This window comes from Bradyrhizobium sp. SZCCHNGR1005 (assembly GCF_032489995.1).
Classification (GTDB): domain Bacteria; phylum Pseudomonadota; class Alphaproteobacteria; order Rhizobiales; family Xanthobacteraceae; genus Bradyrhizobium.
Genome location: NZ_JAUEZC010000002.1, coordinates 577377 through 601121 on the forward strand (window position 1 = coordinate 577377; position 23745 = coordinate 601121).

General features: G+C 62.7%; 21 protein-coding genes. 11 read left to right on the forward strand and 10 right to left on the reverse strand.

Annotation, left to right across the window (positions count from 1 at the left end; all coding sequences use genetic code 11):
• Positions 1–4: 4 nt before the first annotated feature.
• Positions 5–679, reverse strand: coding sequence for a YggS family pyridoxal phosphate-dependent enzyme (locus QXZ85_RS08740; protein ID WP_316173943.1), 675 nt, complete (start codon positions 677–679; stop codon positions 5–7).
• A 129-nt stretch (positions 680–808) separates the two neighbouring features.
• Between QXZ85_RS08740 and QXZ85_RS08745 the strand changes: the two genes are divergently transcribed.
• Positions 809–2506 carry a diguanylate cyclase domain-containing protein gene (locus QXZ85_RS08745; protein ID WP_315702270.1) on the forward strand — a complete coding sequence of 566 codons (1698 nt, stop codon included), beginning with the start codon at positions 809–811 and terminating at the stop codon, positions 2504–2506.
• 27 nt (positions 2507–2533) lie between these two features.
• Here QXZ85_RS08745 and QXZ85_RS08750 read toward each other — a convergent pair whose 3' ends face one another.
• The gene (locus QXZ85_RS08750; RefSeq protein WP_315703141.1) at positions 2534–3520 is read right to left on the reverse strand and encodes a GGDEF domain-containing protein; all 987 of its coding nucleotides are present in this window, start codon (positions 3518–3520) and stop codon (positions 2534–2536) included.
• Between the two features lie 485 nt (positions 3521–4005).
• Between QXZ85_RS08750 and leuS the strand changes: the two genes are divergently transcribed.
• From leuS to holA, 3 genes are read left to right on the forward strand one after another with little or no spacing between them, the layout of a single operon-like run.
• A complete protein-coding gene (gene leuS, locus QXZ85_RS08755; protein WP_315702269.1) occupies positions 4006–6630 on the forward strand; it encodes a leucine--tRNA ligase in 2625 nt (874 codons plus the stop codon).
• Positions 6617–7168 (forward strand): LPS assembly lipoprotein LptE, encoded by a 552-nt coding sequence (gene lptE, locus QXZ85_RS08760; RefSeq protein WP_315702268.1) that lies wholly within the window; start codon positions 6617–6619, stop codon positions 7166–7168. The genes leuS and lptE overlap by 14 nt, the downstream gene beginning before the upstream one ends.
• A gap of 20 nt (positions 7169–7188) precedes the next feature.
• A complete protein-coding gene (gene holA / locus QXZ85_RS08765; protein ID WP_316173945.1) occupies positions 7189–8217 on the forward strand; it encodes a DNA polymerase III subunit delta in 1029 nt (342 codons plus the stop codon).
• Between the two features lie 103 nt (positions 8218–8320).
• Here holA and QXZ85_RS08770 read toward each other — a convergent pair whose 3' ends face one another.
• The 7 genes from QXZ85_RS08770 to hemJ all read right to left on the reverse strand — a co-directional run bounded on the left by QXZ85_RS08770 (position 8321) and on the right by hemJ (position 16406).
• Positions 8321–9214, reverse strand: a complete 894-nt coding sequence (locus tag QXZ85_RS08770; protein WP_315702266.1) for a ParB/RepB/Spo0J family partition protein — start codon at positions 9212–9214, stop codon at positions 8321–8323.
• A 145-nt stretch (positions 9215–9359) separates the two neighbouring features.
• Positions 9360–10211, reverse strand: a complete 852-nt coding sequence (locus QXZ85_RS08775; RefSeq protein ID WP_315702265.1) for a ParA family protein — start codon at positions 10209–10211, stop codon at positions 9360–9362.
• Between the two features lie 27 nt (positions 10212–10238).
• Positions 10239–10877: a 16S rRNA (guanine(527)-N(7))-methyltransferase RsmG gene (gene rsmG / locus QXZ85_RS08780; RefSeq protein ID WP_315703140.1), complete on the reverse strand. Its 639-nt coding sequence runs from the start codon at positions 10875–10877 to the stop codon at positions 10239–10241.
• 48 nt (positions 10878–10925) lie between these two features.
• Positions 10926–12803: a tRNA uridine-5-carboxymethylaminomethyl(34) synthesis enzyme MnmG gene (gene mnmG, locus QXZ85_RS08785; protein WP_316173947.1), complete on the reverse strand. Its 1878-nt coding sequence runs from the start codon at positions 12801–12803 to the stop codon at positions 10926–10928.
• Between the two features lie 182 nt (positions 12804–12985).
• The gene (gene mnmE / locus QXZ85_RS08790) at positions 12986–14317 is read right to left on the reverse strand and encodes a tRNA uridine-5-carboxymethylaminomethyl(34) synthesis GTPase MnmE (RefSeq protein ID WP_316173950.1); all 1332 of its coding nucleotides are present in this window, start codon (positions 14315–14317) and stop codon (positions 12986–12988) included.
• Positions 14318–14474: 157 nt separating this feature from the next.
• Positions 14475–15740, reverse strand: coding sequence for a transcription termination factor Rho (rho, locus tag QXZ85_RS08795; protein ID WP_315702262.1), 1266 nt, complete (start codon positions 15738–15740; stop codon positions 14475–14477).
• A gap of 243 nt (positions 15741–15983) precedes the next feature.
• On the reverse strand, positions 15984–16406 hold the full coding sequence (hemJ, locus tag QXZ85_RS08800; protein ID WP_315702261.1) for a protoporphyrinogen oxidase HemJ: 423 nt from the start codon (positions 16404–16406) through the stop codon (positions 15984–15986).
• Between the two features lie 414 nt (positions 16407–16820).
• On the opposite strand from hemJ, the gene QXZ85_RS08805 reads away from it, so the two are divergent.
• Genes QXZ85_RS08805 through dnaQ form a run of 4 tightly spaced genes read left to right on the forward strand, consistent with a single transcriptional unit; the run spans position 16821 to position 19647 of the window.
• Complete coding sequence (locus QXZ85_RS08805; protein WP_315702260.1) at positions 16821–17660, forward strand: pyruvate, water dikinase regulatory protein; 840 nt, start codon at positions 16821–16823, stop codon at positions 17658–17660.
• A gap of 10 nt (positions 17661–17670) precedes the next feature.
• Entirely contained in the window at positions 17671–18279 is a 609-nt protein-coding gene (locus tag QXZ85_RS08810) for a Maf family protein (protein WP_315702259.1), read from the forward strand.
• 30 nt (positions 18280–18309) lie between these two features.
• The gene (coaE, locus tag QXZ85_RS08815) at positions 18310–18909 is read left to right on the forward strand and encodes a dephospho-CoA kinase (RefSeq protein WP_315702258.1); all 600 of its coding nucleotides are present in this window, start codon (positions 18310–18312) and stop codon (positions 18907–18909) included.
• Between the two features lie 39 nt (positions 18910–18948).
• A complete protein-coding gene (gene dnaQ / locus QXZ85_RS08820) occupies positions 18949–19647 on the forward strand; it encodes a DNA polymerase III subunit epsilon (RefSeq protein WP_315743609.1) in 699 nt (232 codons plus the stop codon).
• Positions 19648–19736: 89 nt separating this feature from the next.
• Here the strand turns inward: dnaQ and secB are convergent, their stop codons facing one another.
• Positions 19737–20216, reverse strand: coding sequence for a protein-export chaperone SecB (gene secB, locus QXZ85_RS08825; protein ID WP_315702256.1), 480 nt, complete (start codon positions 20214–20216; stop codon positions 19737–19739).
• A 379-nt stretch (positions 20217–20595) separates the two neighbouring features.
• Here secB and QXZ85_RS08830 point away from each other — a divergent pair, with 379 nt between their 5' ends.
• The 3 genes from QXZ85_RS08830 to QXZ85_RS08840 all read left to right on the forward strand — a co-directional run bounded on the left by QXZ85_RS08830 (position 20596) and on the right by QXZ85_RS08840 (position 23671).
• Positions 20596–21297, forward strand: a complete 702-nt coding sequence (locus tag QXZ85_RS08830) for a Tim44/TimA family putative adaptor protein (RefSeq protein ID WP_316173952.1) — start codon at positions 20596–20598, stop codon at positions 21295–21297.
• 158 nt (positions 21298–21455) lie between these two features.
• Positions 21456–23096, forward strand: coding sequence for a murein transglycosylase A (locus QXZ85_RS08835; RefSeq protein WP_316173954.1), 1641 nt, complete (start codon positions 21456–21458; stop codon positions 23094–23096).
• Complete coding sequence (locus QXZ85_RS08840) at positions 23093–23671, forward strand: Smr/MutS family protein (RefSeq protein ID WP_315743610.1); 579 nt, start codon at positions 23093–23095, stop codon at positions 23669–23671. The genes QXZ85_RS08835 and QXZ85_RS08840 overlap by 4 nt, the downstream gene beginning before the upstream one ends.
• Positions 23672–23745 lie beyond the last annotated feature (74 nt).

The window sequence follows — 23745 nt, forward strand, 5'->3', positions numbered from 1 at the left end:
CCCGCTATAGCCGGCGACCGAAAATGGCCGACCCCACCCGGACATGGGTGGCTCCGAACTGGATGGCGACCGCAAAGTCTGCACTCATGCCCATCGACAGGTTCGCCAGTCCGTTGCGCGCGGCGATCTTCGCGGTCAGGGCAAAATGCGGCGCCGGCGCTTCATTCACCGGCGGGATGCACATCAGGCCGGATATCACCAAGCCATAATGATCGCGGCAGCTCGCGATGAACGCATCGGCGTCGCCAGGCGCGATGCCGGCCTTCTGCGCTTCCTCGCCGGTGTTGATCTGGACGAACAGCTGCGGCCGGCGCTTCTGAGCCTCGATCTCCTTGGCAAGCGCCTGGCACAGGCTCGGCCGATCCACTGAATGGATCGCATCGAACAGCGCCACGGCCTCTTTGGCCTTGTTCGACTGCAACAGCCCGATCAGGTGGAGCGCAAGACCCGGATGAGCCGACATCAGAGCCGGCCACTTGGCCTTGGCCTCCTGCACCCGATTTTCGCCGAACACCCGCTGCCCGGCCGTAATCACCGGCTCGATCGCGTCAGCACCGTACGTCTTCGACACCGCGATCAGGGTCACGGCTTCGCGCGGGCGCCGCGCCTCGTTGCAGGCGCGCAAGATTTCCTGTTCCACCGCCGCCAATGCCGATGGTGAAGGCGAGGTTAAAGTCATGGGACGTTCTGTCGCCATCAGGTCTGGCACTCGTAAATTTGCGGACGTTCGTTCCAATTTTACCGAGTCCGGGAAAGGCTTTTTGAACCCTTCCACCTATCCTCGGCAATTGGGGGTACGGGACCGAAGATGCCAAGCATCCGCTTCAACCGCAATAGAGTAAGGCTCAAGCGGATACTGGGAATCCGTGCCCGCCTGGCCCTGCTGGCGGTGATCCTGGTTGCGCCATTGATGCTGGAGCGCGCGCGTTCGTTGGAAACCACGCGGGCGCGACAGATCGCGCTTGCCACCGAAGAATTCTCGACCGTCGCCAAACACAGCGCCGATACGCAGCGCGAGATCATCATGTCGGTCGAGACGCTGCTGAAGTCCTCGGCCTATATCCGCGCATCCACCGCCGGCATCGCGCGGAGCTGCGACATGTTGCGGGCCAGCCTGCCGCTGAACCTGCCCTGGATCCGCAGCATCATGATCGCGGGCCAGGACGGCCGCGTGCAGTGCTCGACCGATAACAACATTGTCGGCCTGGATGTGAGCAACCGTCCCTATTTCCGGAAGGCGCAAGACACGCGCAATTTCGTGTTCAGCGACTTCATGCTGGCACGGCAGGAGCAGAAGCCGATCATCATGGCCGCCTATCCGGTCTCTGCCATCACCGGCGAACCGGACGCTGTCTTGCTCGCGTCGGTCAATCTGGCGTGGATGTCCAAGATCATGAGCAATCTGGACGGCCGCCCCGGCATCTCGGCGGTGCTGGTCGACAGCACCGGGACCGTCCTGGCGGCGTCCGGCGACGAGTCGAGCTTGATCGGACAGTCGCTCGACAGCGCGCCGCTGTTGTCCGCGATCGCGGAGACCGCGATGAGTTCGGATCGCCGCGAAGGCTCGATCTCCTTCGCCGCCGCAGACGGCTCGCGCCGCGCCGTCACTTTCACCCGCATTGCCGACACCGGATCGCGTTTGATCCTGAGCATCGACGAGACAAGGGTCACCGCCGCAATCGATCAGGAAATTCGCACCGCCTATCTGCAGGCCGGCTTCGTCTGCCTGTTCGTTCTGCTGGGTGCCTTGATCGCCGCGGAGCATTTGATCGTCAAACCAATCAACCTGCTTGCCGCGACCGCGAAGCGGTTCGGACATGGCGATTGGCTGGCGCGCGCGACGACCGCGCGACTTCCGGCGGAATTCATGCCGCTCGCCAAGGCATTCAATGCCATGGCGACCAAATTAGCCCAGCGTGAGCGCGAGCTGGTCGAAGCCAACGACCGTCTGACAGTCATTGCCTCGATGGACATGCTGTCCGGCCTCGCCAATCGCCGCGGCTTCCAGAGCCGGCTCGATTTCGAATGGATCAAGGCACAGCAGCACGGCGGCGAGCTGGCGCTGCTGATGATCGATGTCGATCATTTCAAGCTGTTCAACGACACCTATGGGCATCCGGAAGGCGACGCGTGCCTGGCACAGCTCGGTGAGACACTTTCCAACATCGCGGCGGCGGCGACAGGTTTCGCAGGACGTTATGGCGGCGAGGAATTCTGCCTGTTGGTGCCGAATGCCGGTGCCGACCGTGCGTTGGAGATTGGCGAGATCGTCCGCGCGGCCGTGCTCGAACTCGGGCTGCCTCATGCGACGTCCGGACATCAATGCGTCACGGTCAGCGTCGGCGTCGCCTGCGCGCGACCGAATCCCTCGCTGCGCCCGGTCGATTTGATCGAAGCGGCGGATGCCGCGCTCTATGCGGCGAAGCATCGCGGCCGTAATGCCGTGGTCGCACATGGCTTCATCCAGATGGTCGAGGAGGGAAGCGACGCGGTTCGCGCGAGCTGACGCGACTTTCGAGAGAGGTTCTCGCGATCAGCCTACCGCGAGCTTGCGATCGAGCTCGGTCTCAGTGACCACACGATTGCGGCCGAGCTTCTTGGCCAGATACAGCGCACGATCGCAACGGTCGATCAGATCCGCCATCGATTCTCCGAACTGGAATTGGCCGACGCCGATCGAGACCGTGATGCGCGGCAGGGTTTCCCCGGTTGACCGGCGCGTGAACTGGCACTCCGAGATCGACCGGCGGATGCGTTCGGCGATCGCGGTGCAGGTCTCGAGGTCGGCCCGCGGAAGCACGGCAATCAGCTCCTCACCGCCATAGCGCGCCGGCAGATCCTTCTCCCGTACGCGCTCGCGCACCGCTTTCGCAACCAGGCGGAGCACCTGGTCGCCGACGCCGTGGCCAAAATTGTCGTTGAACTTCTTGAAGTGATCGACGTCGATCAGAAGCACGCTGAGCGGCTCATCCTGCTCCATGGCCGCGATCTGCGCCTGGCGGAAGAACTCCTCCAGCGCGCGGCGGTTCGGCAGGCCCGTCAGCGTGTCGGTCCGGGCCCGCTGCTCGGATTTGTTGAGGGAGTCGCGGATGGTGTCGAGCTCGCGCGACTTCTCCGCAAAGCTGGCTTCGAGCTTGGCCGCGCGTTCGGTGGCCTTGGCCAGCTCGCTCACCAGATTTTCAATCAGGGGCTTCGGATCGAAGCCGTCGCCGCTGCGGTCGGCAACGTCGTCGATCGCCTCGATCTGGGTCCGGTTCTCTGCAATGGCCGCCGTCAGGTACTGCTTGGCGGAATCCATCACGCCATAGAGCTGCTGCGACACCTTGTGAACCACCGCCGCATCGGCGCCTTGCGATCCGATGTAGGTATCATAGAGCGCCTGGCTCGTGGTCTTGTCGAACTTGCGCTTGTTGCTGATCAGGATGTCGACGGCCCGCTTCAAGTCGGACGCCGCACCCAGCGAGTATTGGAACCAGAGATGAAAGTTATTCGGTGTCGGCGGCACGTGCTGCTGCACCATCGCACGCAGCGCCTTGTCGGCGACAGAGGTCGCGTATTCGAAATCGAGCTCGTGGAAAGTGGCACTGGACACGATTTGAATGGGTCCCAGATACGGGCAGCAGAGCGCGCGCTGCGACGAGACTGTCCCACCCAAGTCTTAACCCCGCCTCAATCCGATCTCCGAGACTCGGCAGCAATCCCGTAAAAAACCTACCAAGTACCGTCGCTTAGCGCCCCGCCAGGCCGGTATCATCATGTGACCAGCCCATTGACCGGGCTGCAGATTTTATGGCCTAGTGCGGCGGATTTGATGGTCCGAACGGTTCGTCCGCACGTGTCATCGGAACTTCAAATCCAAGGCCGCACCAGAATCCCAGATTTGCTGGTGCTCCTGCTTTCCGAAGTTCGCAAACGAACGCGCCGCGATCGGGTGTGAACGTCGGAATGGGAGCACTGGTCCGCGTCTTCACTCGACGCGAATCCTCGAAAATTACAAGCGATTCCATGACATCCGAACGCTACAACGCCCGTGAAGCCGAGCCGCGCTGGCAGCGCGAATGGGACGAGAAGGCGATTTTCGCCGCCAAGAACGACGATCCGCGCCCCAAGTACTACGTGCTGGAGATGTTTCCCTATCCCTCCGGGCGAATCCATATCGGCCATGTCAGGAATTATACGCTCGGCGACGTTCTGGCCCGCTTCATGCGCGCCAAAGGCTTCAACGTGCTGCACCCGATGGGGTGGGACGCGTTCGGCCTGCCGGCCGAGAATGCGGCGATCGAGCGCAAGGTGGCGCCAAAGGCCTGGACCTACGACAACATCGCAGCGATGAAGAAGCAGCTGCGCTCGATCGGCCTGTCGCTCGACTGGAGCCGCGAATTCGCTACCTGCGATCCATCCTACTACAAGCACCAGCAGAGGCTCTTTCTCGATTTCATGACGGCGGGGCTGGTCGAGCGCGAGAAGCGCAAGGTCAACTGGGACCCGGTCGACATGACCGTGCTCGCCAACGAACAGGTGATCGACGGCCGCGGTTGGCGCTCGGGCGCTGTGGTCGAGCAGCGCGAGATGAACCAGTGGGTCTTCAAGATCACGAAGTACTCGCAGGAGCTGCTGGACGCGCTCGACAAGTTGGACCGCTGGCCGGACAAGGTGCGGCTGATGCAGCGCAACTGGATCGGCCGCTCCGAAGGCCTCTTGATCCGCTTCGCGCTGGATCCTGCAACGACGCCGGCCGGCGAGACAGAGCTGAAGATCTTCACCACGCGCCCCGACACCCTGTTCGGCGCCAAGTTCATGGCGATCTCGGCCGATCATCCGCTGGCGCAGGCCGCGGCCGCGAAGAACCCCGACCTCGCTGCCTTCATCGCCGAGATCAAGCGCATCGGCACGGCGCAGGAGATCATCGACACCGCCGAGAAGCAGGGTTTCGATACCGGCATCAGGGCCGTGCACCCGTTCGATCCAAGCTGGAAGCTGCCGGTCTATGTCGCGAACTTCGTGCTGATGGAATACGGCACCGGCGCGATCTTCGGCTGCCCGGCGCATGACCAGCGCGACCTCGACTTCGTCAACAAATACGGGCTCGGCAACACGCCAGTGGTCTGCCCGGAGGGGCAGGACCCCGGCACCTTCGTGATCACGGATACCGCCTATGACGGCGAAGGCCGCATGATCAATTCGCGCTTCCTCGACGGCATGAGCATTGCGCAAGCCAAGGAGGAGGTCGCCAAGCGGCTGGAAGGCGAGACGCGCAGCAATGCGCCGGTCGGTGAGCGCCAAGTGAACTTCCGCCTGCGCGACTGGGGCATCTCGCGGCAGCGCTACTGGGGCTGCCCGATCCCGGTGATCCACTGCCCAAAATGCGACGTCGTGCCGGTGCCGGCCGGCCAATTGCCGGTGACGCTGCCGGACGACGCCACCTTCGACAAGCCCGGCAATGCGCTCGACCATCATCCGACCTGGAAGCACGTCACCTGCCCCCAATGCGGGGCTAAGGCGCTGCGCGAAACCGACACGATGGACACCTTCGTCGATTCGTCCTGGTATTTCGCGCGCTTCACCGATCCCTGGAACGAGGCCTCGCCGACGACGCCTAAGGTCGCCAACCGGATGATGCCGGTCGACCAGTATATCGGCGGCGTCGAGCACGCGATCCTGCATCTGCTCTACAGCCGCTTTTTCACCCGCGCGATGAAGGCAACCGGCCACGTGGCGATGGACGAGCCGTTCGCCGGCATGTTCACGCAAGGGATGGTCGTGCACGAGACCTACCAGAAGGCCGACGGCACCTATGTGAGCCCGGCCGAGGTCAAGATCGAGACCGGCGACAACGGCCGGCGCGCCGTGCTGGCGGCGACCGGCGAGGACATCACCGTCGGCCCGATCGAGAAGATGTCGAAGTCGAAGAAGAACACGGTCGACCCCGACGACATCATCGAGAGCTACGGCGCCGACGTCGCCCGCTGGTTCATGCTGTCGGACTCGCCGCCCGACCGCGATGTGATCTGGAGCGATGAGCGGGTGCAGGGCGCCGCGCGCTTCGTGCAGCGGCTCTGGCGGCTGGTCAATGAATCGGTCGAATTCAGCAAGGGTGCGCCCTCCTCCCGGCCGACGCAGTTCGGTGCCGACGCGCTGGTCCTGCGCAAGGCCGCGCACGGCGCGCTGGACAAGGTGTCGGGCGGCATCGAGCGGCTGCACTTCAATGTCTGCCTGGCTCACATCCGCGAATTCGCCAATGCGCTGGCCGAGGTGCTGGCAAAGGGCGGCAATCCCAGCGCGGACCTCGCCTGGTCCGTGCGCGAAGCGGCCACCATCCTGGTGCACCTGTTCTCGCCGATGATGCCGCATCTGGCGGAGGAGTGTTGGCAGGCGCTGGACCAGCCTGGGCTGGTCTCGGAAGCCGGCTGGCCACAAATCGAACCGGATTTGCTGGTTGAGGACAGCGTCACCCTGGTGGTCCAGGTCAACGGTAAGAAGCGCGGCGAAGTCACAGTCGCCAGCAATGCGCAGAATCCGGAAATTGAGGCTGCCGTTTTGGGCCTCGATGCAGTAAAATTGGCGCTGGACGGCAAACCTGTCCGCAAGGTGATCATCGTCCCCAAGAGGATCGTGAATGTCGTCGGCTAAGTTTCGGATCGCCTCTCGGCTCGTGGCCGTAGCCGCCCTGGCTGCGCTGACCGCGGGCTGTTTCCAGCCGATGTACGCCGAACATGCCGACGGCACGCCGGGCCTGCGCGACAAGCTGATGGCAATCGACCTGCCGCCGGTCGACAAGCCCACCGCCTCGCCGGAAGCGCGGATCGGCGTCGACATCCGCAATGCGCTCGCCTTCAAACTCTATGGCAATGCCACCGGCTCGCCGCCACTCTATAAGTTGGTCCTGAAATTCCAGACCACTCGCTCGTCGCTGATCATCGATCCCAATACCGGGCTGCCGACCACCGAGAATGTCGGGATCGACGCACAGTATAATCTGGTCGAACTCGCGACCAACAAATCGGTGATGACCGGCACGACCTTCGCCCGCACCTCCTATGACATTCCGGGCTCCTATCAGCGCTTCTCGCGTCTGCGCGCGTTCCGCGATGCCGAAGACCGGGCGGCCGATCAGATCGCCGAAAACATCAAGACCCGGCTAGCCTCCTATTTCAGCGCCGGCATCTAGCCAGCGCGCTCTGAAGAACCGTGGTCGCGCTACGCGGACAAGACATCAACGCTTTCCTCGCCAAGCCGGATGCGGCGCGGCCGGTCATCCTGCTCTACGGCCCCGATGCCGGCCTGGTGCGCGAGCGCGCCAACGCGTTGATCACCTCGGCGGTCGACGATCGCGATGATCCATTTTCAGTGGTCAAGCTGGACGGCGACGAGCTTGCCGCCGAACCCTCGAGGCTGATCGACGAAGCGATGACGGTGCCGCTGTTCGGCGGCCGCCGCGCCATCCGGGTCCGCGCCGGCGCCCGCAATTTTGCCAGCGGCATCGATACGCTCGCAGAGATGTCGCTGAAGGATTGCCGCATCGTCATCGAGGCCGGCGATCTCAGGCCGGAATCGCCGCTGCGCAAGGCGTGCGAACGATCCAAGACCGCGGTCGCGATCGGCTGCTATCCCGACACCGAGCGCGATCTGGCCAAGCTGATCGACGACGAGCTGCGCACGTCCAATCTGCGGATCGCGCCCGACGCTCGGGCCTCGCTGATGTCCCTGCTCGGCGGTGACCGTCAGGCCTCGCGCAACGAACTGCGCAAGTTGACCCTGTTCGCGCACGGCCAGGGCGAGGTGACGCTCGATCACGTGATGGCTGTGGTCGCTGACGCCTCCGAGATGAAGCTCGATCCGATCGTCGACGGCGCCTTCGGCGGCAAGCCCGAACTGGTCGAGACCGAGTTCGCCAAGGCGATGGTCGCCGGCACCTATCCCGGCCTCATTATTTCCGCAGCACAGCGCCATGCGGCCTGGTTGCACAAATCGGCGCTGGCGGTCGCAGCAGGCACGCCGGTCTCGGGGATCCTCGAAGGCGGATTCCCACGGCTGCATTTCTCACGCAAACCTGCTGCGGAAGTGGCGCTGCGAAATTTCTCCCCGGCGCGCCTGCTGCCGATCATCGATCAGCTCGCGACCGCCGCGCTGGAGGCGCGCAAGCAGCCGACGCTGGCCGCGGCGATCGCACAGCGCGCGCTGCTGTCGATTGCGGTCAGCGCCAGACGCCGCGGGTGATGGTTGCGTGGAAGACGTCGGACAGAAGTGACGCTTCGCCCTTCTCCTGAAGAGCCGGATGACCGCAACTTCGTCGAACGGCGCCGCTTGGACGAACTAATTATCAGCCCTGCTCCAACCGGCGCATCACCTCGTCGAGCTGTTCGAGGTTGCGGTAGCTGATTTGCACGGTACCGCCGGGATCGCGGTGATTGACCGACACCGTCAGACCCAGCGCGTCGCCGACGCGCTTCTCGAGTGCGAGCGTGTCGGCATCCTTCTTCTCGCCGGCAGACGCCGCACCGGCACGCGGCTTCTGCGGCTTGCGCTCCGGCACGCCCTCTTCATGCGCCAGCGCTTCGGTCTGACGGACATTGAGTCCCTCGGCGACGATGCGCTTCGCAGCGGACAGCGGGTCGGGCAAGTTAATCAGCGCCCGCGCATGGCCGGCCGAGATCTGACCGGTCGCGATCAAGCCCTGCACCTCCGCCGGCAGCTTCGTCAGTCGCATCATGTTGGCGACATGGCTGCGGCTCTTGCCAACGATCTTGGCGATGTCTTCCTGGCCGCGCTGAAACTCGTTGGCGAGCGCGTGATAGCCCTGCGCCTCTTCCATCGGATTGAGGTCTTCGCGCTGCACGTTCTCGATGATCGCAAGCTCGAGCGCGTCGCTGTCGCTGACATCGACCGGCACGATCGGCACCTCGTGCAGACCCGCGGCCTGCGAGGCGCGCCAGCGGCGCTCACCGGCGATGATCTCATAACGATCCTGCACGCCCTTCACCGGCCGCACCACGATAGGCTGGATCACGCCGTGCTGCTTGATGGAATTGGTCAGCTCGCCAAGCTCGGCCTCTGAGAAGGTACGGCGCGGGTTGCGCGGATTGGGCTTCAAGAATTCGATCGGCACCTTGCGCTGCGCACGCGGCCGCTCCGGCGGCGCGCCGGCTTCACGCCCGACATCTCCGATCAGACTTGCAAGACCGCGGCCCAAACGCGAACGCGCTTCATCGGCCATCGCCTTCTCCCTTGGACTCACGCCGTTCGACTCCTGCTCCCGTTTCCGATCCGGGACGCAGGAGCACAAGCGAACCCGAACTATCTCGATGCGATAACCGGTCCCGCAAAGCGCAAGCGTTGACCGATCCGGACTGATGGCGGGATCAGCTCGTCTTGAGCTCGCGCTCGCGCTGGATCACTTCGGTTGCAAGCTTGAGGTAGGCTTCGCTGCCGACGCACTTCAGATCATAGACCAGCACTGGCTTGCCGTAGGACGGCGCCTCCGAGATGCGCACGTTGCGCGGGATCATCGTGTTGTAGACCTTCGATCCCATGAACTGGCGCACGTCCGCCACCACCTGGTTCGACAGGTTGTTACGGGAGTCGAACATGGTGAGCACGATGCCATGGATCGACAGGTGCGGATTCAAGGTGGCGCGCACCTGCTCCACGGTTTGCAGCAGTTGCGACAGACCTTCGAGGGCGAAGAACTCACACTGCAGCGGCACCAGGATCGCATCGGACGCGGCCATCGCGTTGACCGTGAGCAGGTTCAACGACGGCGGACAATCGACCAGCACATAAGTGTAGTCGGCGTCGGGCGAGACATTGTTGTTGAGACCGGCGATCGCATCGCGCAGCCGGAACGCGCGGTTCGCGCTGGAGCCAAGCTCGAGCTCGAGACCGGAGAGGTCCATCGTCGAGGAGGCGATGTGCAGGCGCGGCACGGCGGTCGGCACCACCGCGTCGCGCAACGCGGCCTCGCCGATCAGAACGTCGTAGGTCGAGCAACTGCGGTTGCGCCGGTCGATGCCAAGTCCGGTCGAGGCATTGCCTTGCGGGTCGAGGTCGACGATCAGCACACGCTCGCCGATCGCGGCCAGCGCGGTCCCGAGATTGATGGCGGTCGTGGTCTTGCCCACCCCACCCTTCTGATTGGCGAGCGCGAGAATGCGCGGCTGGCCCTCTGGGTGCTGGGCCCTATCCTCTTGATAGACTTGATCAATTACGGTCATGCGCGGTCGCCATGTCTGTCGCGGGGGTCAGTTGCGTCGTTCGATATGATCGATCTCGACGATCCAGCCCTGTCCGCCCGTCCGGCTGGGATGAAGTTTCGCCGCAATCTTCCAATATTTGGTAGATTCGGTCAATTCTGACTCTACATCTTGACCCTTGAGAAACAGCGCCGTTGAGCCTCTGTTAACCAAGGGTTCCACAAAACTGATTAGCTGATGTAGCGGAGCCAGCGCACGCGCGGTGACGCAATCGATTCGCCCGCTCCAGTTCTCCACGATATCCCCGATTTCGGACAAATGCACGACGCCAGGTGCGCCGGTGACGCGAATCGCTTCGCGCAGGAATGCTGCTTTCTTGGCGATCCGTTCCACCAAGTGAACCTGCGCGCCCGGCGTTTCCGCCAAGGCACAGGCCAGGACCACGCCGGGAAAGCCGCCGCCGCTGCCGAGATCCATCCAGATCTTGGCCTGCGGCGCGAGCTCAAGGAGTTGCAGCGAGTCGGCGATATGCCGGGTCCAGATCTGCGGCAGCGTCGACGGCGCGACCAGATTGGTCTTGGCTTGCCACTCCCGCAACAAAGCAACATAGCGATCGAGCCGCGCTTCCGTTTCACGTGAAACGGACACGAGCCGCAACGCCGCTGCTTTGTCTGAAGCCAAGTCCATGGCGGCCGTTGGCCGCGCGTTTGGTTTCACGTGAAATGATCCCTCACCTTAAGCGGTCGCTTTGGCCCGTCGCGCCTCCCGGCGCAAATACGCCGCGAGGATGCCGAGCGCAGCGGGCGTCATGCCATCGATCCGGCTCGCCTGCCCTACTGTCCAAGGTCGCGCCGCGATCAGCTTGGCGCGCGCCTCATTGGAAAGGCCCGGAACTGCACCATAGTCGATATCGCCAAGCACCATGCCTTCATCACGCCGGAACGCATCGACATCCGCGCTCTGACGCTTGAGATAGACATCATATTTGGCATCGATCTCGAGATGGACGGCAATGCCCGGATCGATCGAACCTAGCTCCGGCCAGATCGCGCGGACATCGTCCCACCCCACTTCCGGATAGGCGAGGAGCTCAAACGCAGAGCGGCGCTGACCGTCCTTGTTCAAATTGAGCCCATGCTTGGCCGCCTCATTGGGGGTCAGAGTTAGTGATCGCGCGTGTGTCCTCGCCGCCTCCAGCGCCGCCATCTTTGACCGATGCCGCTCTGCGCGGAAACTGCCGACGCAGCCAAGAGCGATGCCCTTATCGGTCAGGCGTTGGTCGGCATTGTCAGCGCGCAGTGTCAGGCGATACTCGGCGCGCGAGGTGAACATGCGATAGGGCTCGCTGATGCCGCGCGTCACGAGATCATCGATCATCACCCCGAGATAACCATCGGCGCGGTCGAGCACGATGGCGTCGGCGTCGCCTGCCACCAACGCGGCATTGAGGCCGGCGACAAGGCCCTGTGCCGCCGCCTCCTCATAACCCGTGGTGCCATTGATCTGTCCGGCCAGGAACAGCCCCTTGAGCCGCTTGGTCTGCAGCGTCGGCTCAAGCTCCCGCGGATCGACGTGATCGTATTCGATAGCATAGCCAGGCCGGATCATCCTGACCCGCTCCAGTCCCGGAATGGTCGGCAGCAGCGCCAGCTGAACCTCTTCCGGCAGCGAGGTCGAGATCCCGTTCGGATAGACCGTGCTATCGTCCAGTCCTTCCGGCTCGAGAAAGATCTGATGACCATCGCGATCGCCGAAACGGACGATCTTGTCTTCCACCGACGGGCAATAGCGCGGGCCCGTGCTCTTGATCTGACCGGAATACATCGGCGACCGGTGGACGTTCGCCCGGATCACCTCATGCGTCGCCGCCGTGGTGCGGGTGATCCCGCATTGAATTTGAGGCGTGACGATCTTGCCCGTAAGCACTGAAAACGGCTCTGGCGGATCATCGCCGGGCTGCATTTCGACCGCGCTCCAATCGATCGTCGTCCCATCGAGACGCGGCGGTGTCCCGGTCTTCAACCGTCCGAGCTTGAACCCGATCGCCTCGAGCGAACGGGACAACCCAAGCGCCGGCGCTTCACCGACCCGGCCAGCCGGCCAGTTCCTCTCACCGAGATGGATGAGACCCCGAAGAAACGTGCCGGTCGTGATCACGACGGCTCCGGCGGACAAGTGCCGTCCATCGCTCAGCTTGATGCCGCTCACGCGGCCGTCGGAAACGACGAGCTCGTCAGCCTCGCCCTCGATCACGTCCAGATTGGCGGTATCATTGATCGCAGCCTGCATCGCCGCTGCATAGAGCTTCCGGTCAGCCTGCGCACGGGGACCGCGAACGGCTGGTCCCTTCCGGCGATTGAGTACCCGGAACTGGATGCTGCCTGCGTCCGCAACACGCCCCATCAATCCGTCCAGCGCATCGACTTCGCGAACCAGATGGCCCTTCCCGAGACCGCCGATAGCCGGATTGCAGGACATGGCGCCAATAGTTGCGAACCGATGCGTCACCAACGCGGTCCGAGCGCCCATTCGCGCCGCCGCAGCTGCGGCTTCACAGCCGGCATGGCCGCCGCCGATGATGATGACGCCGAAGGTCTTCATAGCTGTGCTCATGGATCGATATTTAGCGCCGGAAGGCGACCGTCGAAAGACGTTTCACGTGAAACAAGGAAGAGATGCGCGGGGCGCTGTTTCACGTGAAACACCTGCGAGCAATCGTCCATCGTGTTTCACGTGAAACAGCCGGCCAGCTCCGACTTTAACCTCGCATTAAACATAGACAGAGATATCCGCGCCTACTTGCCAATGCAGAACTCGCGAAAGATGACGTCGAGTAAATCCTCGACATCGACCCGGCCAAGCAACTTTCCCAACGCGAAAGCGGCAATGCGCAGCTCCTCGGCGGCAAGCTCCTCCCCGAGCGAGACGACTTCCAGACTCCGCCGCAACGATACGGCCGTTTCCTCCAGAAGCTTTCGATGTCGTTCGCGACTGATCAGACCAGCCTCGGAGCTGCCGAAGTATTCGCCGGCGAACGCGACCAGCCCGTCGAGGAGCTCGGGGACGCCCTTCCCGTTCTTTGCAGCGATCCGATAGGTCGGCACACCATCATTCCGTTGGAGGTCTACCCCATCGCCGCTCAGGTCGATCTTGTTCCGAAGCAGCCAAACCGGAGCTTCGCCATCGTAGTCGATCTTGGCTTCATCCCTCTCGGCGAGCCATAGCACCAGATCGGCGTCGGCCGCGCGTGCCCGCGCCCGACGGACACCCTCCTGCTCCACCGGATCATCCGTGTCCCGGATTCCGGCCGTGTCGATCACCGTCACCGGATAGCCGTCGAGGTCGAGCTGGACTTCGATCACGTCCCGCGTCGTCCCCGCGTGCGGAGAAACAATCGCGACGTCACGCCGCGCGATCTGATTCATCAAGGTCGATTTGCCAACGTTCGGAGGCCCTGCGATCACGACCGTCAGACCTTCACGCAAGCGCTCGGCTCGACCGCCTTCGGCGAGGACGCTTTCGATCTCACCGAGCAGCGTCTCGATGCGCATCGTCGCGGGTCGCATCAGCTCCTGCGGCACATCGCCCTCGTCGGAGAAATCGATCCCGGCTTCGACCAACGCCGACGCCTCAATGATCTGGCGCCGCCATTCGCGCGCTCTATCCCCGAGGAGACCCCTGAACTGCTGTAGCGCCCGACGGCGCTGCCGGTCCGTGTCAGCATGGATCAGATCATCCAGGCCCTCGGCTTCGGTCAGATCGATCTTCCCGTTCTCGAAGGCACGCCGGGTGAATTCGCCGGGCTCCGCCGTGCGCATATTCGGGAGCGCCGAGAGAGCAGAAAACAACGTTGCAACGACCGCGCGACTGCCATGAATATGAAGCTCGGCGACGTCCTCCCCGGTGGCACTGGCCGGGGCGGGAAACCACAGCACCACCGCATCGTCGATTGGCTCGCCCGTAACATCACGCAGCAGCGCCCGTGTCGCGATCCGCGGACGCGGCAGCTGCCCTGCCAGGGTCTGCAGCGCGAACCCGGCCTGCGAACCCGACAGCCGGACGATCGCAATCGCGCTCGGCAGCCGTCCGGAGGACAAAGCAAAGATCGTTTGATCGTGAGGGTGCATGTGCCCTCAGGTGGACCTTCAGCGCCGCAAAAACAATCGATTTGCCGCAAGATGCTTTACGTTCGGCGGAGCGTCTGCCGGACACCGCAGCAAGCACCGGCCAACAAAAAGGGCGCCCGTAACGGCGCCCTTCGTAATCTGGTCTCCGAACCGTCGCTCAGGTGTTCATCGACTCGAAGAACTCGGCGTTGCTCTTGGTGTTGCGGAGCTTGTCGAGCAGAAAGTCGATCGCATCCATGGTGCCCATCGGATTGAGGATGCGCCGGAGCACGTACATCTTCTTGAGGTTCTGCGTGTCGGTGATGAGTTCTTCCTTGCGGGTGCCGGAGCGGGCGATGTCGATCGCCGGGAAGGTCCGCTTGTCCGCAACCTTGCGGTCGAGGATCAGCTCGGAGTTGCCGGTGCCCTTGAACTCTTCAAAGATGACCTCGTCCATGCGACTGCCGGTATCGACCAGCGCGGTCGCGATGATCGTGAGCGAACCGCCTTCCTCGATGTTGCGGGCTGCGCCGAAGAACCGCTTCGGGCGCTGCAGCGCATTGGCGTCGACACCGCCGGTCAGCACTTTGCCCGAGGATGGCACCACCGTGTTGTAGGCGCGGCCGAGACGCGTGATCGAGTCCAGCAGAATGACAACGTCGCGGCCGTGCTCGACCAGGCGCTTGGCCTTCTCGATCACCATCTCCGCGACCTGGACATGGCGCACCGCCGGCTCGTCGAAGGTCGACGACACCACCTCGCCCTTCACCGAGCGCTGCATGTCGGTGACTTCTTCCGGACGTTCATCGATCAGAAGAACGATGAGGTAGCACTCTGGATGATTAGCCGTGATGGAATGTGCGATGTTCTGCATCAGCACGGTCTTGCCGGTCCGCGGCGGCGCGACGATCAGTGCGCGCTGGCCCTTGCCGATCGGCGCCACAATGTCGATGACGCGTGACGACAGATCCTTCCGGGTCGGATCTTCAATCTCGAGCCGGAAACGCTCATCCGGAAACAGCGGCGTCAGATTGTCGAAATTGACCTTGTGCTTGGACTTCTCGGGATCCTCGAAGTTCAGCGTATTGACCTTCAGCAGCGCAAAATAGCGTTCGCCTTCCTTGGGGCTGCGGATGTGGCCTTCGATCGTATCACCTGTGCGCAAACCGAACCGGCGGATTTGCGACGGCGAAACGTAGATGTCGTCTGGGCCGGGAAGATAATTGGCGTCCGGCGAACGCAGAAAGCCGAAGCCGTCAGAGAGGACTTCGACGACGCCTTCCCCGATAATGTCGGTCTCAGCGATCGCGAGCTGTTTGAGGATGGCGAACATCAGCTCCTGCTTTCGCATCGTGCTGGCGTTCTCGACCCCGTTTTCCTCAGCAAAGGTGACAAGCTCGGCCGGTGTTTTCGACTTGAGGTCCTGAAGTTTAATTTCCCGCATTGGGAGGTCCTGTGGAACGACTTGGGAAGGATGCGAAGTGGCTGTGGGAAGCGCGGACGGAAAAGAAGGTCCGCAGGTCTAAGCAAAGTTGGCGCCATGGAGGCACCAAACCTGATGCGGCGGCCGGTCAAACCGGAACGCAACCACATCCGCCTGCGTGGGGTGGGGATGACCTCAATATAGAAAATCGCATCTCATTGCGCAAGGCGCCACGCAGCAAACTGTCATGCTGGTTTTACCGGTCTAAAACGGCTTTACAATCACGAGGATAACGATGCCGATCATCAGTACCGTCGGTAGCTCATTGATGATGCGATAGAAACGCTGGGTGTGCGTATTGCGGTCGGCTGCGAACTCCCTGACCCAGCGTGAAAAGAACCCGTGAACGCCGGACATGATCAGGACCAGCAGGAATTTGACGTGGAACCAGCCGGCCATATACCAGCCGCCGGCCCAGACCAGATACAGCCCGGCGAGCCAGGTCACGATCATGGCCGGGTTGATGATCGCCTTGAACAGCCGCCGTTCCATGACCTTGAAGGTCTCGGACTGCTTGGAGCCGATCTCGGCTTCGCAGTGATAGACGAACAGTCGGGGCAGATAGAGCATGCCGGCCATCCACGAGATGACCGCAATGACGTGCAGCGCCTTGATCCACTCATACATCGAGACGAGCAATCCTCTGGTGGGCCGATCCCTCTTGCAGAGGAGACATATCCGCTCGCTCGATGCCCTCCAAACCAAATAAATTTTGAATCTTAAGGTTTGAGTCTAGGTAGACGTGGATTGGACTCATGCAATGCAGCTCGCAGCTTTCGCCCAGCTTCTTCACATCCCTCAACAAGCCGGTGCTGAACCTCTGCCGGCGGCACAAGACAATGCATCTCAGGGACTTGCGCAGAGTGATCGACAGCTTATCCAGAGACAAGCGAGCTTCGTCCCGATATCATCGCGCCATCGGGTCGACTTATCCTGGCGGGCAGGCATGTGTAGAAGATTGGCGGTTATCCAAAGCCTCCGGGGTGAGGCCGCTTTTTTCGGCGCATCCTTCACCGAGATTCACAGATTGTTAGGGAATTGATGCCCACCACCGGCAACTATTTTCACCTGCATTTGGTTTCGGACTCGACCGGCGAAACCTTGATTACGGTCGCCCGTGCGGTGGCCGCGCAATACACCAACATCACACCCGTCGAGCATGTATATCCGCTGGTCCGCAGCCAGAAGCAGCTCGACCGCGTGCTCGACGAGATCGAGGAATCACCGGGCATCGTGCTGTTCACGCTGCTCGAGAAGGATCTGGTCAGCCGGCTGGAGGCCAAGTGTCAGGAAGTCAACATCCCTAGCCTGTCGATCATCGGGCCGGTGATGCAGCTGTTCGAAGCCTATCTGGGCGCGGCGACCGCCGGTCGCGTGGGCGCGCAGCATGTGCTCAATGCGGAATATTTCGCACGCATCGATGCGCTGAATTACACCATGCTCCACGATGATGGGCAGCTGGTCGAGGATCTCGAAGGAGCCGAGGTCGTGCTGGTCGGCGTGTCCCGCACCTCGAAGACGCCGACCTCGATCTATCTCGCCAATCGCGGGGTGCGCACGGCCAACGTGCCGCTGGTCCCCGGCATTCCGATCCCGCATCAGCTTGAAAATTTGAAGAAGCCTCTGGTCGTCAGCTTGCATGCGACGCCGGAACGGCTGATCCAGGTGCGACAGAACCGGCTGCTCAGCATGGGCGCCGACACCAGCAACGAGACCTATGTCGACAAGCAGTCGGTGGCTGAAGAGGTCGCCTATGCGCGCAAGCTCAGCGCGAAGTTCGACTGGGTCATGCTCGATGTCACGCGTCGCTCGATCGAGGAGACGGCGGCTGCAATCCTGAAACTCTATTCCGACCGGCAGCGACAGCGACTGCTGGAGTGATGAGCGCGACATGACTTTATGGCGCGGCGAAGTGCCGCTTGTCCTTGCCTCCCAGAGCCGGGCGCGGCGAACGCTGCTCGAGAATGCCGGACTGGCCTGCGTGGCCGAGCCGGCCGATATCGACGAGCGTGCGATGCAGACGGAATCCGGTCTGGTTGCGCCCTATGAGCTCGCGCTGCATCTCGCAAAGGCCAAGGCGCTGGCGGTCTCGGCCACGAAGCCCGGTGCCCACGTCGTCGGAGCCGACCAGACGCTGGCGCTGGGTGACCGTCTGTTCAACAAGCCCGCGGGCCGTGATGAGGCCCATCGGCAATTGCTCGCGCTTGCCGGTCGGACCCATGCGCTGCATTCGGCCATCGCGGTTGCCCGCGACAGCGAGGTGGTGTTCTCGCATGTCGCGGTCGCTTGGATGTCGATGCGGCCGCTGAGCGAGACCGATATTTCGGCCTATCTCGACGAGGCCGGGGCGGCGGTCACGACGAGCGTCGGCGCCTATCAGCTCGAAGGGCTCGGCGTGCATCTGTTCGATCGTATCGATGGTGATCATTTCACCATCCTCGGCCTGCCGCTGCTGCCGCTGCTGGCCTTCTTCAGAGATGCGCAGCTGCTCGCAATGTAACGGCTGGCCGCGCAGACCGGAGAGAGGCGAATGAAAGTGCTTGGGCTGACCGGCTCGATCGGGATGGGCAAATCCACGACGGCAAAGCTGTTTGCCGAGGCTGGCGTTCCGGTCTACGACGCCGATGCTACGGTCCATAAGGTATATGAGGGCGAAGCCGTGCCTGCGATCGAGGCCGCCTTCCCTGGCACCACTCTCAATGGCAAGGTCGATCGTACCAAACTGTCGGCGAGGGTCGTCGGCGATCCCGAGGCGATCAGGCGGCTCGAGGGAATCGTCCATCCGATGCTGCGCTCCTATCATCAGAGGTTTCTCGAGGATGCCGAGCGGTCGGGGGCCGCGGTCGCGGTGGTCGATGTGCCACTGTTGTTCGAGACCGGCGGCGATAAACGTGTCGATGCGGTTGTCGTGGTTACGACATCGCCGGAGATTCAACGCGAGCGCATCCTGGCACGCGGGACCATGTCGCGTGAGGCACTCGATGCCATTCTGGCTCGCCAAATGCCCGATGAGGAAAAGCGCAAGCGGGCCGATTTCGTCGTGGATACGTCACACGGACTCGAGCCCGTACGGGCCCGTATTCGCGACATTCTCGATCAGCTTGTTAAGATGCCGCGGCGGCGAAGCTGATTCGTGACGGTCAAGCCGATCTGACGGACCAGACAAGACATGCGTGAAATCGTTCTCGACACGGAAACCACCGGCCTCGATCCCTTGCGTGGCGATCGGCTGGTCGAGATCGGCTGTATCGAGATTTTCAACCGCATGCCGACGGGCCAGGTCTTTCATCGCTACATCAACCCGGAACGCGACATGCCGGCCGAGGCCTTCGCGGTTCACGGACTGTCGACCGAATTTCTCGCGACCAAGCCGCTGTTCCACGAGATCGTGGAGGAGTTTCTGACCTTCATCGGCGATGCGCCGCTGGTCATTCATAATGCGTCATTCGACGTCGGTTTCATCAACGCCGAACTCGACCGCGTGAGGCGGGCGCCGATTCCGCGCGAGCGGCTGGTCGATACCTTGTTGCTGGCACGCCGGAAGCATCCAGGCGTGTCGAACCGGCTGGATGATCTCTGCTCCCGTTACGCGATCGATAATTCCCGCCGCACCAAGCACGGCGCGTTGCTCGATGCTGAGCTGCTCGCCGAAGTCTATGTCGATTTGGTCGGGGCGCGGCAGTCGCAGCTCATCCTGACCCAGGAGAGTGCGGAGATTCGTGTCGGGACATCCACCGACATGCCGCGTCGGCAACGTGACGTGCCGCTTGCGCCGCGGATTTCCGAGGCAGAACGCGAGGCCCATCGCGCCTTTATCGCAACTCTGGGCGATAAGCCGCTCTGGACTGATTTCCTGCCGGGAACGTGATCCGCCTCGGCCTATTGGCCTGACGGATCACGCGCCTTCGTCTCAATTCACCCGACGATATTCACTTGGCGGTCTTCGTCTAGCAGCGCTCAGCTCAGCTGACCCTGGCCAGCTGCCTGCCGTTCCATGTTCTGCCGGTACAGGCCGACGAAATCCACCGGGTCCAGCATCAGCGGCGGGAACCCGCCGTCGCGTACCGAAGTCGCCACGATCTCGCGAGCGAACGGGAACAACAGCCGGGGGCACTCGATCAGCAGCATCGGCGACAGGTTTTCGCGGGGGATGTTGACCAGCCGGAACACGCCGCCATAGACGAGTTCGAAGCTGAACATCAGCTTGCCGGCGCTTTCGGCCTTGCCGTCGATCGACAGCGTCACCTCGTACTCGTTCTCGGCGATGTTGTTTGCACCGACATTGATCTGAATGTTGATCTGCGGCGGCTGGGCCTGTGGGGACAGCGACTGCGGCGCATTCGGATTCTCGAACGAGAGATCCTTGGTGTACTGCGCCAGGACGTTCAGCTGGGGAGGAGGGGCTGCCTCGGGAGTGGCGCCGTTACCATTGGTCATGAAGTGTTCTCCTGGCACAAAAAGGGCGAATTATCGCGGCGCGTGGCTAACATACGGCCGGTCTGTTCCACAAGGACGAGCGTGGGAAGGACGGATGTCAGCTCCTGCGGCGGACCCGTTTTTACCGACCGCCATCACGCCAGCCACGCAACCCTAACGGCCGGTAAACACTTGAACGGGCATTAATTCCCGGCGGGATCGGATTTCCCCTCCGTTCCGAAACAGGTTACAATCCCGCGCCAGAATGCGTCATTGGCTGGGCTCAATTGAGTGACTACATCGAGGCGATAATCGACCCGGTAGTCTCAGCCGGCTTTGAAACAGCGAGCCCGACGGTCGATTTCGTGGCCGGCGCGAGAAGTCAGAAAGCGAAAACGACGTGGATATCTATACCATCATCTTCCTGGCGCTGGCGGTCTTTATCTTTGTGCGCCTGCGCGCCGTGCTTGGGCAGCGGACCGGTAGCGAGCGTCCACCCTTCGATCGGGCCGCTCGGAACGCTGTCCAGGGTGCGCCTGATAGTAATGCCATGCCGGTTCCAGGCAAACTGATCGAGCCGGCCGCGCCTCTGCAGACGGCCGACTTGGCTCCTGCAGCCGACCGCTGGAAGGGACTGGCCGAACCGGGCAGCGCGCTGGCCCGGGGTTTGGACGGCATCGCCGCCCAGGACTCCGCTTTTGACCCGCGCCATTTCATCTCGGGTGCGCGCAGCGCCTACGAGATGATCGTGCTGGCCTTTGCCAATGGCGATCGCCGCGCGTTACGCGACCTGTTGTCGCCGGACGTTTATGACAGCTTCGAAGCGGTCATCAAGGATCGCGAGAAGCACGAGCAGAAGAACGAGACCCGCTTCGTCTCGATCGACAAGGCCGAACTGGTCGGGGCCGAGCTGCGCGACCGCACCGCGCAGCTGACGGTGCGCTTCGTCTCGCAGATGATCTCCGTCACGCGCGACAAGGCGGGCACGATTGTCGACGGCAATCCGGACAAGGTCGCCGATATCACCGACATCTGGACTTTTGCCCGCGACGTCACCTCGCGCGATCCGAACTGGAAACTGATCGGCACCGGCAGCCATTGAGGTCAGGCAGCGGCGCCGTGCACGGCTCCGCTATGGAGGAGGACAGATAGAACATCGTGAGAGCATCGCCGAGGCACTGAGGCGCAGCGCTCGTGGGTATTCTTGTCTAAGTCTTAATTTCCAAGGTTCGCGTTGAGTGGTGTTTAGATGGTGCAGCGATGGTTTGCGAATTTTGGAAGCTGCCTTTTTCAGGCAATCGCCTCAACTACGCTGTCGCGGCGCTTGGCTTGACCGCGGCTGCGGGCGTGCTGACGCCCTATGCCGCCGAAGCTGTTCGCGCCGCCCGCCGTCATGAGCCGGTAGTACCGGCTCGCCACCTCCCCTACCCGCATTTGGACTGGCCGCTGCAGATCGCCGGCAGCCAATATGTTCCGTTATCCTGGGCCGAGGTTCCCGGCTGGACCGACGATGATCATCTGGCGGCGTATCGGACATTCCGTGCGAGCTGTAAGCCGATCGCCGCGCAGCAGAATGCTGTCGCTGATCCGAAAATCCCCAACGCAAACGGCGGCGAGCCAAAAGCGCTGGGCGACTCCTTGCGCGATCCTTGCCGCGCAGCGCAATCGCTCGATATCTCCGACGGCACCAAAGCACGGGCCTTCTTTGAAGCTCACTTCCTGCCCTTGAAGATTTCACGACTGGGCGACAGCGACGGCTTCGTCACCGGCTATTACGAGCCGGTCTTGGACGGATCGCGCACGCAGAATGAAGTCTACAATGTCCCGGTCTATCGCCGGCCTTCCAACCTGTTCGTGCGAGGCTTCAAGCAGGATGCGCCGAGCTTGCCTAACAAGGGGCCGGTCTACCGCAAGATCGGACGCCGCAAGCTCGTGCCCTATTACGACCGTGCTGCGATCGAAGACGGTGCGATCGAAGGTCGCGGACTCGAAATCTGCTGGCTCAAGAGCCAGACCGACTTGCTGTTCATGCAGATCCAGGGCTCGGCACGTATTCAGCTCGACGACAGCTCGACCCTTCGCGTCAATTATGACGCCTATAACGGTTACCCCTACACGCCCGTCGGCCGCATTCTGATCGAACGCGGCATCATCCCCCGCGAAGAGATGTCGATGCAGCGGATCAGGGAGTGGATGGAGCAGAATCCGAACGCTGCGGACGAAGTTCGCCGGCAGAATCGGTCCTACATCTTCTTTCGCGAGGTGCAGCTCTCGGATAAGGACGAAGCGGTGGGCGCACAGGGCATTCCGCTGACACCGGGACGATCGATCGCCGTCGACAAGTCGCTGCATGTCTATGGTACGCCGTTCTTCATCACCGGCGAGTTGCCGATCGAATCGGAGCGCTCCAAGACCGCGTTCCACCGGCTGATGATCGCGCAGGACACCGGCTCGGCCATCGTCGGGCCCGCGCGGGCCGATCTCTATTTCGGTGCCGGTGCGGACGCAGGCAAGGTTTCCGGTCGGCTCAAGCACAACATGGAATTCGTAATGCTCGTGCCGAAAAGTCTCGATCCAGTGGCGCGGGGCCACAAGATGCCGCTGCCGGATTCGCGACCGTCGGAGAAGATCGCCAAGCTGTTTCCGCAGCTACCGCCCAAGGATCCGGACCAAGCCAAGGATCAAACGAAGGATCGGAAGTCCGCGGCAGTCGTTCCCGACCCGGCCCCACCTGCTGCTGCCGCTGCCGCTTCAGCCCCGGCATCCGCAGCGAATTCGCCTGCCTCATCGGCTGCGAGCGCGGCGCAAGCCGTGCCGCTGCCGGAGCCGAGGCCCAGCATCGAAAGTGATGCAACGATCAGCCGCTCTCATCGTGGCCGGCATCACCGTCATCGCCAATGAAACCGCCGTCGCAGGATCCGAAGTCACCGCGCGGTCGACGGCGCGGCTTGAGCGAAGAAGATCGCGCTTTGTGGGAGACCGTAATCAAGCAGGTCAGGCCGCTGCGCAAGAAGCCACGTCCGACCAAGCCGCATCCGCCGATGTCGGCGCCTGAGCCGGTCCTCGCAAAACCAAGTTCACCGCGTCAGGTTACTCCGATCCCGGTGCCGAAACCTGCAAAGGCTCCGATGCCGCCGCTGGCGCCGCTCGGCCGCCGTGAACGCGCGCGCCTGTCGCGCGGCCGCAACGAGATCGACGCGCGGCTCGACCTGCACGGCATGACCCAACATCGGGCGCACCAGGCGCTGCATCTATTTCTGCAGCGGGCGCATCATGAAGGCCTGACCTTCGTGCTCGTGATCACCGGTAAGGGCACGGTCGGCAGCGACCCCGAGCGGGGGGTGCTGCGGCGGCAGGTGCCGCAATGGCTGAGCCTGCCGGAATTCCGCTCCCTCATCGTCGGCTTCGAGGAGGCCCATATTGGCCACGGCGGCGCCGGGGCACTCTATGTGCGGATCCGGCGCACCCGAGCTTAAGCCGCAAGAATGCGAGACGGGGGTACACCGCGCGTTTCTGCGTCCGAGCGCTTCTCGCGGGAATGACAGGGTCG